The sequence below is a fragment of the Nocardia sp. NPDC004168 genome (assembly GCF_040610355.1).
Lineage (GTDB): Bacteria > Actinomycetota > Actinomycetes > Mycobacteriales > Mycobacteriaceae > Nocardia > Nocardia sichangensis.
The window spans coordinates 711,452-730,860 of the sequence record NZ_JBEXME010000001.1 but is presented as its reverse complement, the minus strand read 5'-3'; the positions used below and the strand labels follow the sequence as shown (position 1 = coordinate 730,860).

Genomic DNA, 19,409 nt, shown 5'->3' with positions numbered 1-19,409 from the left:
TCCCTCTTGCGCGGCCGGTGGTCACACACTCGGCGGACGTCGCGCTCGTCCTGGTCACCGGCCACGCCACACGGACCCGAAACGACTGTCCGAGCTGATATTCTGCCGCGCCCCCGGCCGCCCACCGGCGACCGACACGCGCCGCAGCGGCGTATTCCGGTGTCACGTGCCGCGTCGGTTCGCGATCGGTCACGGCTGGCCCTGGCTTTCCGCGGCCAGCAACGGGGCCCACATCCGCCGGGCCAGCGCGCCGAAGCGGGTGCTCTCGCCGGGTTCGCCCGCCGCGGCGGGCGCGGCCATGAGGTCCTCGAGCCGGGGCGCCGGGCCCCAGACGTAGCGAAGGTGGCGGTCGGTGTGATCGCCGAAGGGCCCCGGACCGTTGGGGCCGCCGTTGAATTCGCGCTCCGCCGCCGCGATCGCGTCGTCGGTGCTCGCGCCGCGGAAACGACGTTCGGCGTATACCGCGGTGGCGGCGGGCGCGACGGGCAGCGGTTCGGTCAGGCCCTCGTCGCGCAGCGCGACGAGGCTGCGCAGGATCTCCCCGGCCGCGGGCGCGTCGGGTGCGGTGAGCTCGCAGCGCCAGGTCGGACGGCCGAATTGGCCGCGGCCGGTGCTCACCGCCCGCCAGGACCGGTCCTCGGTGACGGTCAGCGCCAGCAGCGAAACCCACGCTCCGATCCGGTGTTTGGGGGCCAGCCGGGAGAAGGTGGTGCGGACCAGGGTGTCGCCGCGCACCTCGGGCACGGTGCCGGTGAGCCGCCGCCCGTTGCCCAGGTCGACCGCGATGTCCACCGCGCGCGCCGGGCCCGCGTAGTCCGCTTGCGCGGCGCGCACCAACCGGTCCACGGTGTGCTCCACCTCGTCGAGCACGGCGGCGCCGAATCCGAACGGCGGCAGCGTGCCGCGCCGCCACTCCGCCGCCCGCAGCCCGGCCGGATCCGCGCCGGTCAGGCGGGCCGCGAGCAGGCGTTCGCCCAGCTCCCACTTGGCCAGGCCGTCCAGCTCGATGGGCAGCCGGTCGGCGATGTCCTCGTCGTGCTCGGGAACCCGCAGACCGAGCCGCTGCCACAGGAAAGCGCGCACCGGGTGCTCCACGAACGAGATCAGATCGGCCAGCGCGACATCCGCCGTTTGCGCGGCGGGCAGCGGCGCGGCCAAGAACCCCGGACGCGGCAGCGCGGGTCCATCGGCCGCGTGCGCGCCGGCCAGGGCCACCGTGTCGAAACTGAACGGCTGCTCGGCCCGGAAATTCCGGCGATCGAAGGATTGCAGCGGATGCCGCGTCACCACCGAGCGCATCGCCGCGGCGCCGACGTGGGCCCGCAGCGCGTCCAACAGCTCGGCGACCGGAACGGCGGGCGGCCGGTGCGCCCCGCTGACCGGGTCGGCGCCGGTGTGGAACACCAGCAGCGTGTCCCGCGCCGCGAGCACGGCGTCCAGCAGCAGCTGCCGGTCCTCGCTGCGCGGATCGCGTTCGCCCAGCAGTGGTTCGCGGGCCAGCACGTCGTCTCCGTCCGCGGCGCTCGCGCGCGGGAACATCTCGTCGTCCAGGCCGAGCAGCGCCACCACCCGGTGCGGCACCGACCGCATCGGCACCATCGTGCAGACGGTCAGCTCGCCGGTGCGGAAGTTGGCCCGCGTGGGGCGCGCCGCCAGCCGCGAACGCAGCAGCACACCGACGTCGGCCAGCCGCAACGACACCTCGCGCGCGTGGTCGGTGGCGGCGGCGAGTTCCTGCCTGGCCTCGGTACGCACCCAGGCCTGCGCGTCCGGCACGTCGGTCAGCAGATCCAGCGCGCGGCCGAGCGCGGCCGCCCATTCGTGCGCGGGACGGGGGCCGCGCAGGTCGCGCAGGCACACCGCGAGCCGGTCGACGAACTCCGCGAAGCGTCCGGCCAGATCGACGTCGTTGCTGTCCACGTCGTCCAAGGGCAGCGCGAGATCGAGCCAATCGTCGGAGGTCTCGCCAGCGGTGACCCCGAGCAGGATCCGGTCCACCGCGCTGTTCAGCGTGTTCTGCGCGAAATCGGCGAGCCCGAACGCTTGGCGCTGACGCTGCCCGATGCCCCACCTCGCCCCGGACTCGGCCGCCCACTCGCGCAATCGCTCGATGTCGTCGTCATCGAACCCGCAACGGCGCCTGACTGTTTCGGCGGCGGCGAGATCGAGCACCTGGGTCACCGTCACCCGGCCGTCGGCCAGCTCCAGCAGCACTGCGATGACCGCGAGCAGCGGATTGGTCACCCCGCGTCCCCGGTCGGCCAGGCGCACCCGCAAGCGGTGCGCCGGATGCTCCGAATCGCTCTGCGTCTCCGGCGATCCCGGCGCGCGCTGCCCGAATGCCGCGCGCACCAGCGGCGCGTACGCCTCCACCTCCGGGCACATGATCAGCACGTCACGCGGCTCCAGCGTCTCGTCGGCCGCGAACAGCCCGAGCAGGCTTTCCCGCAGGACCTCCACCTGCCGTGCGGGGCCGTGACAAGCGTGCACCTGCACGGTGCCGTCGGCGCCGACCTGCCCCGCCGCCGGTGGCCACTGGTCGTCCCGGATACCCCGTTGTAGCGCACGCAGCAATGTCATGGACGAATCATGCTGTGCCGCAACGTCATCGAGTTCGCTGATCGGATGATAGGTGTCGGTTCCGGTGACGGCGGACGCGGCCAACCGCTGCTGCAACTCCCGGACGTCGCGCCCCAGTCCCGCCAGCAGCGGATGGGTGACCGCCGTGGCGCTGCGGTCCTCGGCGCGCGTGCGGGCAGGGGGCAGCTCGCTCAGGGTCGACCAGAGGACCGGACTCGGATGCACGAGCCACAGGTGCACGTCGCGGCCGGCGGCCAGCGCCGACAGCACGGCCAACTGGTCGCCGGCCAACCGGGTCACGCCGAACAGCGACAATCGCGGCGGCAGCGCGACCAGATCCGGACGCGCACGCAACCGGGCACAGGCGGCGTCGAGCCGCTCGGCCGGGCTCGGCGCCCCGATCTCGGCGCGCAGCCCGCGCCAGAGCATCGGCTGCCAGAGCAGGTCGTCGGGTACCGGAGCGCCCGCGCCATCGGTGTCGAGGCCCGCCGCCCACTCGGTGATCAGCGCTGGACGCTGAGCGGCGTAACTGTCGAACAGCGCGGCGACCCGGGCCGCGGTCGCGTAACGCCGTCCGGCGCGGTGCTCGCCGCCCGTGGCGTCTCCTGCGCCGAGATGCCTGGCGGGCACCGCGCACCAGGGCTCGGACAGCGAGGCGTCGATCACCCGCAGCAGCGTCCACACCGCCCGCTCCTGCGCCCACGGATCCTCCGCCTGCGCCACCCCGCTCGCCGCGGCCAGCGCCTCCGCGACCAGCGCGGAAGGCGAGGGGAAGGCGATGTTGGCGCACACACCGTCGGCCGCTCCGCCCGCGCCGAGCACTCCCGAGAGCGTCTGCGTCAGCCAGCGCTCCACGCCTTTCGCCGGCACCGCGACCACCTCGGCCGCGAACGGGTCTTCCTGCGGCGACGCCAGCACCCCGGCGAGCGCACGGGCGAGGACGTCGGCGCGCTCGGCACGGTGGATGTGCAGCGGCATCTGCGCCCTCTCGATCGGTGGTGTCCGGCTGCCCGGCCTCGGACTTCGTGCACGTTTATACGCCCAGCGACCGACCTGCAATCGCACCGCCCCATCCGGAGTCCAGTGAAATAGACCACACCAGAACGGATTACTCCGACGTGTCACGCGGGCGCCGCCGCGGCGATGTGCGACAGTGCTGCACCGGGGAGGAGAGCTTGCACCGGGGCGGAACGAGAGAGCTGCACCGAAAGGCTGGTTCGCGTTCTATGGATGCGATGGTGATTCCCCTGCTTCCGAAAGGCGGATTCACGGTCCGCCGGATCGGTGACCGCTGGGACCTGATCAACTCGCGCCACTACGGTCGCACCGTAGTCCTGCATTCCTGGCCGAGGGACCGGCACACCGAGGCCTTCGAGCACTGCTACCGGCTCAACGGACGCACCGTCGAGGAACTGCGCGCCGCCTTCCGCTGACGTGCCCGGCCGGCGGTGACGATCGAATTCCACTGCGGCGCAAGCAGCCGGAACGGGCGCTAGCACACCCTGGATCCGAGCTCAAGACGTGCGTCCGGACCCGCGATGTGCGATCGTCATCCCTCGTGCGTTATCCGTCCCCCGCCACCCGAACCGTTCCCCGCGTGGCCGCTTCCGCCTGTGTCCTCGCCGCAGCGGCGATCATCGCTCCGAGCCTGCCCGCCGCGCTCCCGACCGCGGGCGCGGTGCCGCTCGCGCACACGCAGGGCTGCCTGCCCGGCTTCGACTGCGATCTGAGCAGCCGCATCGCGAAGGCCGACGCCTACCTCAACAACCGTCCCGGTGTCACCGGCTACGTCCTGCGCGACCGGGTGTCCGGCGGGGTCTACGCCAACGCCAACGCCGAGAACGCGGTCTGGACCGCTTCCACGATCAAGCTCGCGATCGCCGCGGACCTGCTCAACCGGGCGCGGGTCGGCGCCATCAACCTGACTCCCGAGGACCGCGGTCTGATGGAGGGCATGCTCGCGACCTCGAACGACGGCGCCGCCGACCTGCTCTGGACCAAGTACTCGGGCATCGACCGGATGGCGTTCAACAACGCCTTCCGCGCCAACGGGATGACTTCGCTGGTTCCCCAGCCGACCAATACCGCGCTGTTCCCGGACTGGTCGTTCCAGAAGTGCACCGCCGCCGACCTCGACCGCCTGATGGACAACGTCCTCAACCGCATGCACCCCGACGACCGCAACTACCTCGTCGACCGGATGCGCGCGGTGGACTCCAACCAGCACTGGGGCGTGTGGGGCGCGGGCGCGAGCATGCGTCCCGGACTGAAGAACGGCTGGTCGGCCGAACAGGGCGGCTGGGTGGTCAACTCGGTCGGCTTCGCGGGACCGGGCGAGCGCTACACCCTGGCCATCATGAGTTCGCTGGGTGACGCGGGCGGCTACACCGAAGGCGCCGAGACCGACACCAAGCTCGCGGAGATCCTGCTCGCGGGCCGCTGACCGCCCGGCCGCTCAGGCGGCCGCGCGCCTGCGCAACGTCATCGGCGCACCGTCCCTGGGGAAGGGAATCGTGGTGAATCCCCAGGGCATGCGGTATTTCTCGGGGATCCGCCACTCGTATGCACGCACCAGGGCGGCGGTCACCGTCTTCACCTCGAACGTGCCGAAGTGCATCCCGATGCACTTGTGCGCGCCCGCTCCGAACGGCATCCACGCGAGGCGGTGCGACTTGTCCTCGCGCCGCTGTTCGCCGAATCGTTCCGGATCGAAGCGTTCGGGGTGGGTCCACAGTTCGGGCAGCAAGTGATTCACCTGGTAGGCGAGGTCCACCGGGGCGCCGGCCGGAATGTAGTGGCCTGCGATCTCGGTGTCACGCACGGCGCGGCGCGACAGTCCAGGAACCGGCGGCATCAGCCGTAGGCTTTCCCGGACCACCAGATCCAGATCGTGCAGCGCCTCCAGGTCCGCGATGGCGGGCGGCCCGTCGCCGAGGCGCGCGTCCATGTCGAGCACCTCGGCGCGCACCCGCTGCTGCCACTCCGGGTGCTTGCCCAGGTAGTACGCGACGGCGGTGGCGGTTGTCGTCGTGGTGTCGTGCGCCGCCATGATCAGGAAGATCATGTGGTTCACCACGTCGGCGTCACCGAAGACGCCGCCGTCCTCGCTGCGCGCATGGCACAACCCGGAGAAGAAGTCCGCCGTCTCGACGCGGCGCTTCTCCGGCAGCATCGCGGTGAAGTAGTCCTCGAGCACTCTCCTGCCGCGCAGCCCGGCCCGCCAGTTGCCGCCCGGCACCGAATGCCGGATGATCGCCAGCCCCGCGTGCGTGCAGTCGACGAACGCGTCGATGAGCTGGCCGCGCCGCGGGCCGACATCGACTGCCATGAACGTCTCGCCGGCGATCTCGAGGGTCAGCTCCTTGATCGCCGGATACAGCCGCACCGTGCGTTCGGCGTCGCGCCCTACCGGCACCCAGCGTGCGATGTACTCCCGCGCCACCGGCGTCAGCGCCGCCAGGTGCGCTTCCAGCCGGTCCCTGGTGAACGCCTGCTGCATGATCTTGCGGTGGAATTTGTGCTCGTCGAATTCCAGCAGCAGCAAGCCACGCCGGAAGAACGGGCCGATGAAGTAGTCCCAGCCCTGGCCGAAGTCACGGCGCCGGTGGCCGAGTACTTCGTCGAGTGCGTCCGGTCCCGCGACCAGCACCCGGTCGACACCGAGCGATGTGTTCAGCGAGACGGGTCCGTACCTGCGGTAACGCTCCATCATCTCGGCCGGGCCCCAGCGCATGTAGTGCAACGCCCGGCCCAGGTAGGGCAGCCCGGCATCGCCGCGCACCGCGACGGTGTCGCTGCCCCGCGGCGGGGTGGCCAGCACTTGGCGCCGTTCCGGCAACAATCCCAGCGCCCGATCGATCAGATGGCCGTGCGGTACCTCGATCAGCGCGATGTTCTCCGAATCGGCCCGCACGCTGGGCTTCCGGCCGATCGCACGGTCACCGGCGACCATGGCAATCCTCCCTGAGCGACAGTTACCATCGTAGGCTCTCGACCTCGCCCGCTCGGCCGGTTCGGTCGCGACGATCCTCCCCGCCCCGGCCCGGCGGCAGTGAGATATCGCACCGCAACACGCCAGGAACGGACATCTCGTCGTGACGGTGCCCGACTCGACGGCTACGGTTTAGCTGTCAGGAACCCCCGCCGGGGACGACCCCCAGGTCCATCGAGGAGCAGGACGATGAGCACTCAGACTGTCGAGAACGGCCGGCACCGGGTGGTGGTGATCGGCTCGGGCTTCGGCGGCCTGTTCGGCACCAAGCACCTCAAGCGCGCCGACGTCGACATCACGCTGATCTCGAAGACCTCGACCCACCTGTTCCAGCCGCTGCTCTACCAGGTCGCCACCGGCATCCTCTCGGTCGGCGAGATCGCGCCCGCCACGCGGCTGGTGCTGCGCAAGCAGAAGAACGCGCAGGTGCTGCTCGGCGAGGTCACCGACATCGACCTGACCGCCAAGACGGTCACCTCGCGCCTGCTCGACCAGGACACCGTCACCCCCTTCGACAGCCTGATCGTCGCGACCGGCGCGCAGCAGTCCTACTTCGGCAACGACCGGTTCGCCACCTACGCGCCGGGCATGAAGACGATCGATGACGCGCTCGAGCTACGTGGCCGGATCCTCGGCGCCTTCGAGCAGGCCGAGCTCGCGACCACCCAGGAGGAGCGCGACCGGCTGCTGACCTTCGTCATCGTCGGCGCGGGCCCGACCGGCGTCGAGCTGGCCGGACAGATCGCCGAGCTGTCCGACCGCACGCTGGAGGGCACCTTCCACAACATCGATCCGCGCGACGCGCGGGTGGTGCTGATCGAGGGCGCGGGCGCGGTGCTCGGCCCGATGGGCCCGAAGCTGGGCGGCAAGGCCGAGCGGCGCCTGGAGAAGATGGGCGTGGAGATCCAGCTCAACGCCATGGTGATCGATGTCGACGCGTTCGGCGTCACGGTGAAGGACTCCGACGGCACGATCCGCCGCATCGAGTCGGCGTGCAAGGTGTGGTCGGCGGGCGTGCAGGCCAGCCCGCTGGGCAAGCTGATCGCCGACCAGTCCGACGGCACGGAGGTCGACCGCGCGGGCCGGGTCGTGGTCGAGCCGGACCTCACCGTCAAGGGCCACCCGAACGTCTTCGTGGTCGGCGATCTGATGTCGGTGCCGAACGTGCCGGGGCAGGCGCAGGGCGCGATCCAGGGCGCGACCTACGCCGCCCGGCAGATCACCGCGGGGCTGAAAGGCCAGACGCCGCAGGAGCGCAAGCCGTTCAAGTACTTCAACAAGGGCAGCATGGCCACGATCTCGCGATTCAGCGCCGTCTGCCAGGTGGGGAAGCTGGAGTTCGGCGGGTTCATCGCGTGGCTGGCCTGGCTGGCGCTGCACCTGTACTACCTGGTCGGCTACCGCAGCCGGATCATCACCGTCATCCAGTGGTTCGTCACCTTCCTCGGCCGCAGCCGCGGACAGATGGCGGCCACCGAGCAGTGGGTGTTCGCACGATTGGCCTTGGAGGCGATCAGCAACGGAGACGACGAGGACGCCGAACAACTGGCCGCCGCTCTCGGCGCTTCCACCAACAGCCGGGTCGCGGTGGACAAGGCGCATACCGACGCGAAAGCCGGCTGATCCCGCCGTAATAGCGCGTTCGACCAATCCAGGTCACCGGCAGATCCGAATGTGGGGCGTCGACGTCTCCTTCGGATGAAAGGTGATCTATGGGCACAGGCAAGCACCGAGCACCCAAACCGCACCGGGCGAAGTTGGGTCCTCTCGTCGCCGTGGGAACGGTTCCTCTCGTTCTCGCGCTGGTGGGAACCGGCACCGCGAACGCGGCACCCGATCGGGTTCCGGTGACCCGGACGGATCCCACCGATCAGCCGGCCCAGTGGCCCGCGGCCGAGGCGCCGAACGTGCGCCCGTACGAAGGTGTGCGGATTCCGGACGACACGCTGAGTTCGTTGCAGTGGGCGCGTCCGTTGCCGAATCCGAAGTATCTGGCCCCGCTGGAAGGGCTGCACGGCCCCGTTCCCGTCGCGCCGGTGCCGCCGATCGCGCCGCCGCCGCACAAGCTCCGCTTCGGAGACGTGCAGGTCGACGCACCGGATTGGCTCTACCGGGAGCAGGCGATCCAGCTCAACGACGGCGCCGCGATGGCCGAGGCGAATATCGCGACGTACCTCGACTCGATCGGGATGGAACGCACGAGGTCCGATCGGGTGGCGGGCCAGACCGTGGGCGCCGCCGCCATCGGCGCCGCGGCGGGCGCCGCGTTCGCGAGTCCGTTCGCGCTGTTCGGAGCGGCCGTCGGCGGAGGTCTCGCCCTGGCCATCGGTCTGCCGTTCGCGCCGATCGGTCTCGCCGCGGGCCCGATCGGGGCCGCTTACGGCGCGGCCCTGATGGCCGCCCCGTTGGCTGCCATCGGTGCGGGGATCGGCGCGGGACTCGGTGCGGTGCACGCGCTGAGCGCACCTCCCCGGGCGCAGGGCGCGCCGGAGGCGGTCGATCCGGCCCCGGAGAACACCGCCCCGGCTTCGGAAGCCACCGACACAGCTCCGGAGGCCGGAGACACGGCCCCGGAGACTGCCAACGGCTGATCGGATGGGGCTTCCGAGGAGCGAGCCGGAAAGGTGGGAACCCGACGACGCTGTCGGGCTCCCACCCTTTCTATCTCCAGCTCTCGGCCGGATTACACCTGTGTCGAACGAAACGATTGATCAGCGCCGCGGCTCGGCATGCTCCACCCCGGAGACGCCCAACAGCGCCCCGGTGCGGGTGAACAAACTGCCACCCGCCGCCAGCGGCAGCCGAGTCTGCGTAAAACCCGTTGTCGCCGCGGCACATTCGCCCGGATAGACGAGTTCGCTCTCCAGGGCGCGAGGCGCGGACAGCGCGTCATCGGCCGCTGTGTCCGCGCCCAGCGCCAGCCGGTGGCGCAGCAGAGGCGTGTCGTCGACATCGGCGATCAGGTCACCGCGCCATATGCCGCCGTCCTCGCCCGCGCGGCCGATCTGGACGCGTTCGCGCATTCGCAGCCGGGCGCCGGAATCCAGCCGGATCGTGGTGACGGTGTGGTGCCGCGCACCGCCCGCGACGATCATCGGCTCGGGATCGAAATCCAATACTCCCCCACTACCGACCTCGAGCTGCCAGCGTCCGCACGATTGCGGCGTCGCCGCGCCCGGCAGTGCCAGTGTCGCCGCGACCGAGCGGACCACCAGTTCGGCACCCGGCGCGACCACGATCACGATGTCGAGTTCGTCGCCGCCCAGCGGCGTGGCGGCGGTGCCGATCAGATGGACCGCACGCGGTCCGGTGCGGCGGGCCGACAACCCGCCGCTGGCATGAATCTCCGGAAGCGTCCCTGGGCGAGCGACGAGGCGTAGCTGCGTGCGCACCGGCGACACTCAGTGCGCGGCGGCGGATTCGCCGGCGCCCGCCCGGTCCTGCTCGGCGACCGCGCGCAATTGCTCGCGTACCCAGGCCAGCACCGGCGTCGCCGCGGGATCCTCGGTGAGCGAGACGAGCACTGTCGGCCGGTCCGCGCGCACCCGCGCCGCATCACGCTCCATCACACCGAGGTCCGCGCCGACCAACGGCGCCAGATCGGTCTTGTTGACCACGAGCAGATCCGAGAACGTCACGCCGGGACCGCCTTTGCGCGGCACTTTGTCGCCACCCGCCACGTCCACCACGAAGATCTGCACGTCGATCAGGCCGGAGGAGAACGTCGCGGTCAGATTGTCGCCGCCGGATTCCACCAGGATGAGGTCCAGCGGCGGATTGGCGGCGACCAGATCGTCGATCGCGTCGAGATTGGCGGTGATGTCGTCGCGAATGGCGGTGTGCGGGCAGCCGCCGGTCTGCACGGCGGTGATCCGCTCGTCCGACAGGACCGCGTGCCTGCGCAGGAAGTCGGCGTCCTCGGTGGTGTAGATGTCGTTGGTCAGTACCGCCAGCGACAGCTCGTCGCGCAACTGCCTGCACAGCGCGGCCACCAGTGCGGTCTTGCCCGAACCGACCGGGCCGCCGATGCCGATGCGCAGCGCCTCCCCGGGCGTGCGGGCCCGTTTCGGCCGCTCGTGCCCGTGGTCGTGCGGCTCACCGTCGATCAGATGCGGGGGCATGGGGCGGTCTCCTTCTTCCGGGGCGTCAACTCGCGAACAGGGGCATGTCCCGCTGCCGATGCCGCTCGGCGAGCACGTCCTGCAGCGGGTCCGACATCGCGGCGAGACCGGTCACGGCCTCGGCGGCGACGCGATCGCACAGGTCGGCCAGCCGGACCGTGCACGCGGCGATCGCGGCGGGGTCCAGAGCCAGCAGACGCTGGGCCGCGGTGGCGGCGCCGGTGAGGGTCGTGTAGACGACCACACCGGCGATCTCCCGGGGCGGCACCGCGGCGGCCGCGCCGACCATTCCGAAGACCGTGGACAGATGCGGTGTCGTGGCGAGCGGCGACCAATCGTGCCGGGGCCACAGCTGTTTCGCCAGGCGCAACAGACCGCGGCCCTGGGCACGGGACGCGGCCCGCGCCGCGGGTGCGGGCGTGCGCGCGTCGGCTTCCGCTTCGGCCCGCGCCGGATCCAGTTCGCCCGCGCAGACCGCCGCGGCCAGCGACGCGGTCACCAGCCCCGAGGTCCGGACGCGGCGGCGCAGATACAGCTCGACCGTCACGACGTCGCGGACCAAGCCGGACGCGACGGCTTCTTCCACACCGCCGGAGTGCACGTGGCCGCCGATCGGCAACCGTGAGTCGGCGAGCGCGAGCACCATCGTGAGACCGGACGCGGCCGGACCGATCGCAGCGGGTTCGCGCATCCGTCGATCCTATGTCCCGGCGTGTCGGATGGATGTCCCGGTCGTTTCGCGGAGGTTCCGGTCCGCGCCGGACATGTCCCGCACGAGCCGCGGCAGGTCTTGGCGGGCGAGGTAGGCGGCGATGCTCAGCTCACCTTCGGCACGCAGGACCGGGAAATCGCTGTAGAGGTCGAGGGTGGGCGCGTCGCCTAGGGTCATCGTCCAGTGTGCCGAGCTGAGCCAGCAGTGCCCGCCGATCGCGATGGTGGACTGGGTGGCCAGCGTCGCGCGCGGTGCGGCGAGTCCGTGCGCCCTGGCGCGAGCGGCGGCGATGAATTCCTCCCTCATGACGCACCGGCTCGTCGTGGGCGTGACCACTCACGAGCGGTATTCGACTCGCGGGAGGCGCGCCGGTGCGCGACTCGAGCATTTCTACTCACGCACCTGGCGGCGATCATGTGTTCGAATGTTGCGGGCGCACAGAATTCTTCACCAGGGCTACGCCCGGTGCATCTACCGAGGGGGCGAGGTGTCGACGCCGGACACGCGAGTATCTGCCGCACAGTGGATCGCGCGCGCGATCGCGATCGTGGTGCTGGTTCCGATCCGTCTGCTGTGGGAGGGCGTTCTGCTTCTGTGCCGCGCCACGGCGGCGGCGCTCGGGTACATCGCGCGACATCTGCTGGTCCCGGCGGCCGAGCTGATCCGGCACTGGGTGCTGCGGCCCGCGTGGATCGTCGTGAAGGATTTCCTGTGGGGCTGGGTGGTGCAGCATCTGCTGTGGGGCTCGGTGCTCACGCCGCTGCTGTCGCTCCTGCTGGAACACCTGTTGCGACCACTGCGGCGTGCGGTGGAGGTCTTCCTGTGGCGCAAAGTGATTCGTCCCGCTGGGGCCTGGTTGCTGCGCTGGGTCGTGTATCCGATCGCGTATGCCATCGCCTGGGTCTGCCACCAGACCGTCAAGTGGCTGATCGTCTGGCCCCTGTCGCGATTGTGGCGTTGGGTGCTGCACCCGCTCTGGAAAACGGTGCGCGTGACCGCGCGCTACGGGTGGCGTGTGGCCACGCTCATCGTGGGTGTGCTCGTGGTGCTGCCGTGCCGCGCGCTGTACCGCTACGTGCTGCGCCCGGTGTTCGCCGCCTTCGCCGTCGTCTGGCTCGCTGTGGTGGTGCGCCCGGTCCGCTGGGTGCACGGCACGATCGTCCGGCCGATGAACCGCTGGGCGGCCGAGATCATGACTTCCGTCTTCGGCCACTGATCCCGGCCGCACAACTCAGCGCGAACGTGGAGCGGCGAAGCGGGCGATCAGCGCCATCGCCGTGAGCACCGTCGCGCCGACGGCCACCGCGACGTGCATGCCGTCGACGAAGGATCCGCGCGCCGCCTCGATCAGCGCCGCGTTCCCGCCGGCCTGCTGGATGGTCTCGCCGAGCGTCGCCGCGTAGTCGCCCCCGGACCGGAAGATGAGCGCCGCGAGCGAACCGAGCAGCGCGAGACCCAGCGCGTTGCCGAGTTCGAAGCTGGTTTCCGAGATACCTACCGCCGACCCGGCCCGCTCCGGCGGCACCGAGGACACCGAGACCTCCGACACCAGCGTGAAGGCCAGACCGTAGCCGATTCCGGCAATCGTGGAACCGGCGAGGTACCAGCCGAGTCCGTCGTGCGCGCCGACACCGAGCAGCATCAGGTTGCCCGCCGCGGAGGCGAGCAAGGCGAACACGAAGGTCGCGCGGGCGCCGAAGCGATGCCCGACCCGGGCGCCGCCCACCGAGCAGACGAAGACCGCGATCGCCATGGGGATGCCGAGCAGCGCCGCCGCCAGCGGCGTGCGCCCGGTCACCGATTGCAGATAGACGCTGGTCAGATAGCTGAGGCCGGCCAGCGACATCATGCCGGTCAGGCTGGCGCCGATCGCCACCGAGAACTGGGGCCTGGCGAACAGCCGCAGATCGAGCAGGGGCTCACGCAGCTGTCGCTGCCTGCGCACGAAAACGGTCAGGATCACCGCGCCGACCAGCGCGACGACGATCGCTTGCGCATCGATGCCCTTGGTGGCGGCGTGTTTGATCCCGTACACCACCGGCAGGATGCCGCCGATCGACAGGACGACACTCGGGAGATCCAGCGGTCCCCGCACTCCCGCCCGATGCTCCGGCAGCACGAACGGGCCGAACGCGAGCAGGACCAGCAGCACCGGGATGTTGATGAGGAACACCGAACCCCACCAGAACTGGTGCAGCAGCACGCCACCGATGATCGGTCCGACAGCAGAGCCGCCCGCGAAGAACGCCGTCCAGACGCCGATCGCGGCCGCTCGCTCCCGCGCGTCCGGGAACAGGCTCGAGATCAGCGCCAGGCTGGACGGCAGCAACGTCGCGCCGCCGATGCCCATCAGCGCCCGCGCGGCGATCAGCACGCCCGCGCTGGGCGCGAACGCCGCGATCACCGACGCGATGCCGAAGACCACGGCGCCGGTCAGCAAGATGTTGCGCCGCCCGATCCGGTCGCCGAGATTGCCCATGGTGATCAGCAGGCCCGCGATCAGGAAGCCGTAGATGTCCAGAATCCACAGTTGCTGGTCCGCGGACGGATCCAGATCGAGGGTCAGTGTCGGCAGCGCGAGGAACAGCACCGAGATGTCCATCGAAACCAGCAGCACCGGCAGCAGCAGGACCGCCAAGCCCAGCCAGGCCCGCCGCGAGCCCGTCGTGGCCGGCTCGGTCCGGACCGGCTGCACGTCTGTCATCACCGAACATCCTCTCCATGACGCGTACGTCGTACGCATGATTCCGGGTACAGTGTACGCATGCTGCACCGCGCCGCCATCATCGACACCGCGATCGAGCTCGCCGACACCGAAGGCTTGGACGCGCTGTCCATGCGGCGCATCGCCGATCGGCTCGGGGCGGGAGCCATGTCGCTGTATCGCCACGTCGCGAACAAAGACGAACTGCTCGCGCTGATGACCGACGAAGTGGCCCGGCGCAACCCGTACCCCTCCCCCGAGGGACAGCGGTGGACCTGGCGCGACCGGGTCCGCATCGCCGCCGAGGTCGACTGGGCCCTGTACCGGCAACATCCGTGGGTGCTGCTCACCTTCGCCACTCCGCGCTACAGCTTCGGGCCGCAGAGCTTGGCCTGCCTGGCCTGGTTGGTCGACGGGTTCCTGGAACTCGGCGTGTCCACCCGCGAGGCGACCGGCATGTCCTTCACCGTCTGGAACTACATCTCCGGCGCGACGCTGCCCGAGATCAGCGCCGAACTGATGGCGCGCAAAGGCATGGATCCCGCGGGCGACAACGGGCTGCGGACGCTGCTGCACGGCACAGCAGAGGGACCGGTCCCCTCCGCGTTGGCCGATCTCGCAGGCAGCGGTGTACGCGATCTGACCCAGGAGGAGCTGCTCTACGACGGGCTCGACGCGCTCTGCGACGGCTTCCAGGCCAGGGCGGCCCGGCGCGACCGGTTGACCTCAACCTAACTTGATGCTGGAGGCTGACCGGCGACGCCAACGAACAGGAGCCACCGTGCACGCCATCCGCCTCCACGCTTTCGGCCCGGCCGAGAACCTGCGCTACGAAATCGTTCCCGATCCGGTGCCTGGCCCCGGCGAAGTCCGCATCGCGGTGGCGGCGGCCGGTGTGCACCTGGTCGATACCGCCCTGCGCAAGGGCGAGCCCGGGCCGTTTCCCTTGCCGCAGTTGCCGACCATCCCCGGGCGCGAAGTCGCGGGCACCGTGGACCGCGTGGGCGCCGATGTGGATGCGGGCCTGCTGGGCGCGCAGGTGGTGGCCCACCTCGGCCCGGTGCCCGGCGGTTACGCCGAATTCGCCGTGACGGACGCCGCCCGGCTGCACGAGATTCCGGCGAACCTCGATGCGGCGGAGGCGGTGGCGATGATCGGCACCGGGCGAACGACCATGGGCATCCTGCAGTTCACCGAGTTGAAGCCCGGCAGTGTCGTCCTGGTGACGGCCGCGGCGGGCGGCATCGGCACGCTGCTGGTGCAATTCGCGAAGAATGCCGGAGCCACGGTGATCGGGTTGGCCGGTGGCCCCGCGAAGGTCGATCAGGTGCGACACAATGGCGCCGACCTGGCGGTCGACTATCTGTTGCCGGATTGGCCGGACCGGGTCCGCGCTCGAATCGGCGACCACGGGGCGCACGTGCTGTTCGACTCGGTGGGCGGCGCGGTCGCCCGCGCCGGAATCGATCTGCTCGCACCGGGCGGGCAACATCTCGTCTATGGCTGGTCCGGCACATCGAACGACGAAGGGCCGGTCCGACTCTCCGCCGCAGAACTGGCCGAACGGGGTATTACCTCCGAGACGGTGATCGGTCCGCCGATGCTGGCGCGCGCGGGCGGCGATCTGCGCGTCCTGGAGAACCTCGCCATGGCCGAGGCGATCGCCGGACGGCTGCGACCCGGCATCCAGCGCTTCGCGCTCGCCGACGCGGCCGTCGCGCACCGCGCGCTGGAAACGCGCGGGACGACCGGCAAAGTGGTGCTGGAGCCCTGACTCACTCCACGTTGTCGCCGTTCACCACGGCATAGGCGAAGCCGTCCCAGCCCTTCGCACCAACGGTCTGCACCACGGTCGCGTCCAGGCTCGGTTCGGCGGTGAGCAATTCGACGAGTTCGCGACTGGCCTGCGCGTTCGGGTCCTCGGACCGCTCGTCGGCGATCGTGCCGCCGCGCACGACGTTGTCGACGATGATCACCGAGCCCGGCCGGGTCAGCCGCAGCGCCCACAGTACGTAATTCGCGTTGTTCACCTTGTCGGCGTCGATGAAGACCAAGTCGAACGGTTCCGGATCCTCCTGCGTGAGCACGGGCAGGCTGTCCAGCGCGGCGCCGACCCGGATCTCCACTCGGTCGCCGACGCCCGCACGGTCCAGATTCGCCCGCGCCACCTCGGCGTGCCGGGCGGCGAACTCGAGCGTGACCACCCGCCCCTTGGGGCCGACCGCGCGGGCCAGCCAGATCGTGCTGTATCCGCCGAGCGTGCCGATCTCCAGCACGCGTCGCGCGCCGACCGTCCTGGCCAGCAGATGGAGAAACTTCCCCTGCGGCGGTGACACGTCGATCGCGGGCAGGCCGGCCGCCTTGTTCGCCTCCAGCGCCGCGTCGGAATCGGGATCCGCCACCAGTGTCTCCACCAGGTAGCTGTCCACATCGGCCCATCCAGATGTCGTCATACCTCGCAGTCTGCCACCCGATTCCACCCGCGGGCACGCCTCCGGCGAGTAGCGTTCGGCACGGAGAGACGTACATGTTTCGTGAGCGCGCCGACGAATGGACGGACAGAAACGACATGACGAATCTTGCGCGGGCCACAGCGGTCACCGCCTGTCTGATCGCCCTGGGCGCCACCTCCCCCGCCGCGGCCGATCCCATCGGCGGGGCCGAATACGTCGCCGTGGGCGATTCCGGGGCGGCCACCACGGGCGTGCGGAACTTCGACATCTCGGCCCCGTTCCGATGCCTTCGCTCGACCGCGAACACACCGCAACTGGTCGCCCGGGACCTGGGCCTGCGGATCGACGACCGCACCTGCAACTCCGCCCTCATCGCGGACCTCACCGCCCCGCAGCAGCCGGGCATTCCGCCCCAGTTCGATCCGCTCGGCCCCGCCACCAGGTTGGTCACCGTGCACATCGGCGCCAACGACGCGTTGATGGCCGAACACATCGTCGCCTGCCACGTCTACGGCCTCTCCGGGGCCGGTATCTGCGCCGGTCCGGACTGGGACGTCGACATCGATGCGATCGCGGCGCCTTACGCGGCCGCATTGCAACAGATCTCGGCCCGGGCGCCGCACGCGCTGATCGTCGTCGACGGCTGGCCGCGCTACGTGCGCGACGGCGGCTGCCCGGCGCTGGTCGGTCTCCGCCCGTCCGACGCCGCGCCCATCCAAGCCGCCTTCGATCATCTCAATTCCGTGGTGTCCCGCGTCGCCACCGCGCACGGCGCGATCTACGTGGACACCGGCGCCGCATCGGAGGGCCGCGACGCGTGCGCGCCCGTCGGCGTCCGCTGGATGGAGCCCGTCCTCGCCACCGAGACGCTGCTGCCCTACCACCTCAACCCGCAGGGCATGCGCGGCATCGCCGATGTCGTCGTCCCGGCGATCCGCGCCGCCGGGCTGCCCGGCTGAGTGATTCGGCCGCGCCGACGCGACCGCCCCGAACTCGGGCGGAGTCCGGGGCGGCGCCGGCGCGAGGTTATTTCGTGAAGTTCTCCGGCGGCTGCCAAGGACGGCCGTGCGGGTCGTCCGGGCGCTGGGCCGGAGGTTGCTGCGGCGGCTGCTGCTGAGCCGGGAAAGCCTCATGCGGAGGGATGACCGGCTGGTGCGGCGAAGGTTCGAACGCCGGCGGGGGCGGTGTCGGGGTCAGCCCCTCGACCGGGGTCCGCGCCGTGGCCTCGGCGGCGCGCACGGCGCGCTCGATGGTCGGGTCGGGCGCGGTGTCGAACCAGTCCGCGACATCGGAGTCGTCCTCGGGCTTTGCTTCCGCGCCGTCGGAGGCGGGCGGCTCGTACCGGAACACACCGTCCTCGCCCTGCGTGCCGAAGCTCTTCGCGAACCCCTCCAGCGCCTTGCCGAAATCGCTCGGCACCAGCCACACCTTGTTGGCGTCACCGCGCGCGACCATGGGCAGCGTCTGCATGTACTGGTAGGCAAGCAATTCCGGCGTCGGCTTGCCGGATTTGATGGCGGCGAAGACCTTTTCGATGGCCTTGGCCTGGCCTTGCGCCTGCAGGTAGGAGGCGGCGCGCTCACCTTGTGCCCGCAGGATACGGCTCTGCCGTTCGCCTTCGGCCGACAGGATCGCCGACTGCTTGGCGCCCTCGGCGGACAGGATCTGCGCCTGCTTCGAGCCCTCGGCCGTCTTGATCTGCGATTCGCGCTGTCCCTCCGCGGTGAGGATCATGGCGCGCTTCTCGCGATCGGCCTTCATCTGCTTCTCCATCGACTCCTGAATCGACGGCGGCGGATCGATGCTCTTCAGCTCGACCCGCGCGACGCGCAGTCCCCAGCGCCCGGTCGCCTCGTCCAGCACGCCGCGCAGCTGGCCGTTGATCGAGTCGCGCGAGGTGAGAGTCTGTTCGAGCGTCATGCCGCCGACGACGTTACGCAGTGTGGTGACGGTCAACTGCTCGACAGCGGCGATGTAGTTGCTGATCTCGTACACCGCCGCCTGCGGGCTGGTCACCTGGAAATAGACCACCGTGTCGATGTGCAGGGTGAGGTTGTCCTCGGTGATCACCGGCTGCGGCGGGAACGACACCACCCGCTCCCGCAGATCCACCTTGGCGCGGACGCGGTCGGCGAACGGCACGAGGAACGTGAGTTGGCCGGAAACCGTCCGCGAATACCGCCCCAGCCGCTCGATCACCGCGGCCTCGGCCTGCGGCACCAGCGCGATCGACTTGAAGACCACCACCACGACCAGCAAGATGAGGACGGCGGCAACGATCAGTACAGCCATCAAGGCCCCTTCCAGACGACGGCGGTCGCGCCGTCGATCTTCATGACATAAACGGTCGTACCCGGTTCATAGACTTCGGTCGTGTCCATCGGCCGCGCGGTCCACACCTCGCCGTTCAGTTTCACCTGGCCGGAGTGCGCCGCCACCTGCTCGAGCACCAGAGCGGTCTTGCCCGGCAGGGCGTCCACGTTCGTCGGCGTGGGCGGAGGAGTTCCGTAGCGACGCCGGATGATCGGGCGCACACCGAGCAGCAGCACCGCCGAGATCACCGCGAAGACGACGGCGTCGGCCACGACGGAGGTATCCGCCGCCGCGCTGACACCCGCGGTGCCCAGCGCGGCGACACCGAGCATCAGCAAGGTGAGGTCGCCGGTGAGCATCTCCGCCGCCGCGAGCAGAATGCCCGCGACCAGCCAAAAAATTGCGGCCACACGACCACTGTAGTGCGCGGATCATGATCTCGGGCGCATCATCGACGAGTACTCCCGATGAATTCCACGCGTGGACGCGCGGTGCCCCTGGTCCGCCGAAAGCCACAGCGGCGGTGCTAGCTTCA

18 protein-coding genes are annotated in these 19,409 nt (G+C 70.4%); 8 read left to right on the top strand and 10 right to left on the bottom strand.

Features of this window, described 5'->3' with window-relative positions:
• Positions 1-189: 189 nt before the first annotated feature.
• Complete coding sequence (gene recC, locus ABZW96_RS03585; RefSeq protein ID WP_355070931.1) at positions 190-3,558, bottom strand: exodeoxyribonuclease V subunit gamma; 3,369 nt, start codon at positions 3,556-3,558, stop codon at positions 190-192.
• A 257-nt stretch (positions 3,559-3,815) separates the two neighbouring features.
• Between recC and ABZW96_RS03580 the strand changes: the two genes are divergently transcribed.
• Together ABZW96_RS03580 and ABZW96_RS03575 are read left to right on the top strand one after the other, a co-directional pair.
• Complete coding sequence (locus tag ABZW96_RS03580; RefSeq protein ID WP_355070929.1) at positions 3,816-4,013, top strand: hypothetical protein; 198 nt, start codon at positions 3,816-3,818, stop codon at positions 4,011-4,013.
• A gap of 164 nt (positions 4,014-4,177) precedes the next feature.
• Positions 4,178-5,023: a tat pathway signal sequence gene (locus tag ABZW96_RS03575; RefSeq protein WP_355070927.1), complete on the top strand. Its 846-nt coding sequence runs from the start codon at positions 4,178-4,180 to the stop codon at positions 5,021-5,023.
• Between the two features lie 12 nt (positions 5,024-5,035).
• Here the strand turns inward: ABZW96_RS03575 and ABZW96_RS03570 are convergent, their stop codons facing one another.
• Positions 5,036-6,532, bottom strand: coding sequence for a cytochrome P450 (locus ABZW96_RS03570; RefSeq protein WP_355070926.1), 1,497 nt, complete (start codon positions 6,530-6,532; stop codon positions 5,036-5,038).
• Between the two features lie 228 nt (positions 6,533-6,760).
• On the opposite strand from ABZW96_RS03570, the gene ABZW96_RS03565 reads away from it, so the two are divergent.
• Entirely contained in the window at positions 6,761-8,194 is a 1,434-nt protein-coding gene (locus tag ABZW96_RS03565) for an NAD(P)/FAD-dependent oxidoreductase (RefSeq protein WP_355070924.1), read from the top strand.
• Between the two features lie 152 nt (positions 8,195-8,346).
• The gene (locus ABZW96_RS03560; RefSeq protein WP_355070922.1) at positions 8,347-9,162 is read left to right on the top strand and encodes a hypothetical protein; all 816 of its coding nucleotides are present in this window, start codon (positions 8,347-8,349) and stop codon (positions 9,160-9,162) included.
• A 120-nt stretch (positions 9,163-9,282) separates the two neighbouring features.
• On the opposite strand, the gene ABZW96_RS03555 is transcribed toward ABZW96_RS03560, so the two are convergent.
• Genes ABZW96_RS03555 through ABZW96_RS03540 form a run of 4 tightly spaced genes read right to left on the bottom strand, consistent with a single transcriptional unit; the run spans position 9,283 to position 11,710 of the window.
• A complete protein-coding gene (locus ABZW96_RS03555; RefSeq protein ID WP_355070920.1) occupies positions 9,283-9,963 on the bottom strand; it encodes an urease accessory protein UreD in 681 nt (226 codons plus the stop codon).
• Between the two features lie 9 nt (positions 9,964-9,972).
• Positions 9,973-10,692, bottom strand: a complete 720-nt coding sequence (gene ureG / locus ABZW96_RS03550) for an urease accessory protein UreG (RefSeq protein WP_355070918.1) — start codon at positions 10,690-10,692, stop codon at positions 9,973-9,975.
• Between the two features lie 25 nt (positions 10,693-10,717).
• Positions 10,718-11,383 carry an urease accessory UreF family protein gene (locus tag ABZW96_RS03545; RefSeq protein ID WP_355070916.1) on the bottom strand — a complete coding sequence of 222 codons (666 nt, stop codon included), beginning with the start codon at positions 11,381-11,383 and terminating at the stop codon, positions 10,718-10,720.
• Positions 11,384-11,392: 9 nt separating this feature from the next.
• Entirely contained in the window at positions 11,393-11,710 is a 318-nt protein-coding gene (locus ABZW96_RS03540) for a hypothetical protein (RefSeq protein ID WP_355070914.1), read from the bottom strand.
• 181 nt (positions 11,711-11,891) lie between these two features.
• Between ABZW96_RS03540 and ABZW96_RS03535 the strand changes: the two genes are divergently transcribed.
• A complete protein-coding gene (locus ABZW96_RS03535; protein ID WP_355070912.1) occupies positions 11,892-12,620 on the top strand; it encodes a hypothetical protein in 729 nt (242 codons plus the stop codon).
• Between the two features lie 15 nt (positions 12,621-12,635).
• On the opposite strand, the gene ABZW96_RS03530 is transcribed toward ABZW96_RS03535, so the two are convergent.
• Complete coding sequence (locus ABZW96_RS03530; protein WP_355070910.1) at positions 12,636-14,108, bottom strand: MFS transporter; 1,473 nt, start codon at positions 14,106-14,108, stop codon at positions 12,636-12,638.
• Positions 14,109-14,168: 60 nt separating this feature from the next.
• Here ABZW96_RS03530 and ABZW96_RS03525 point away from each other — a divergent pair, with 60 nt between their 5' ends.
• Complete coding sequence (locus ABZW96_RS03525) at positions 14,169-14,843, top strand: helix-turn-helix domain-containing protein (protein ID WP_355070908.1); 675 nt, start codon at positions 14,169-14,171, stop codon at positions 14,841-14,843.
• A gap of 46 nt (positions 14,844-14,889) precedes the next feature.
• A complete protein-coding gene (locus ABZW96_RS03520; protein ID WP_355070906.1) occupies positions 14,890-15,882 on the top strand; it encodes a zinc-binding dehydrogenase in 993 nt (330 codons plus the stop codon).
• Position 15,883: 1 nt separating this feature from the next.
• Here the strand turns inward: ABZW96_RS03520 and ABZW96_RS03515 are convergent, their stop codons facing one another.
• A complete protein-coding gene (locus ABZW96_RS03515; RefSeq protein ID WP_355070904.1) occupies positions 15,884-16,561 on the bottom strand; it encodes an O-methyltransferase in 678 nt (225 codons plus the stop codon).
• A 116-nt stretch (positions 16,562-16,677) separates the two neighbouring features.
• Between ABZW96_RS03515 and ABZW96_RS03510 the strand changes: the two genes are divergently transcribed.
• Complete coding sequence (locus ABZW96_RS03510) at positions 16,678-17,520, top strand: SGNH/GDSL hydrolase family protein (protein ID WP_355070902.1); 843 nt, start codon at positions 16,678-16,680, stop codon at positions 17,518-17,520.
• A 67-nt stretch (positions 17,521-17,587) separates the two neighbouring features.
• Here the strand turns inward: ABZW96_RS03510 and ABZW96_RS03505 are convergent, their stop codons facing one another.
• Together ABZW96_RS03505 and ABZW96_RS03500 are read right to left on the bottom strand one after the other, a co-directional pair.
• The gene (locus tag ABZW96_RS03505; RefSeq protein WP_355070900.1) at positions 17,588-18,853 is read right to left on the bottom strand and encodes an SPFH domain-containing protein; all 1,266 of its coding nucleotides are present in this window, start codon (positions 18,851-18,853) and stop codon (positions 17,588-17,590) included.
• Positions 18,853-19,284 carry an NfeD family protein gene (locus ABZW96_RS03500; RefSeq protein WP_355070898.1) on the bottom strand — a complete coding sequence of 144 codons (432 nt, stop codon included), beginning with the start codon at positions 19,282-19,284 and terminating at the stop codon, positions 18,853-18,855. The genes ABZW96_RS03505 and ABZW96_RS03500 overlap by 1 nt, the downstream gene beginning before the upstream one ends.
• Positions 19,285-19,409 lie beyond the last annotated feature (125 nt).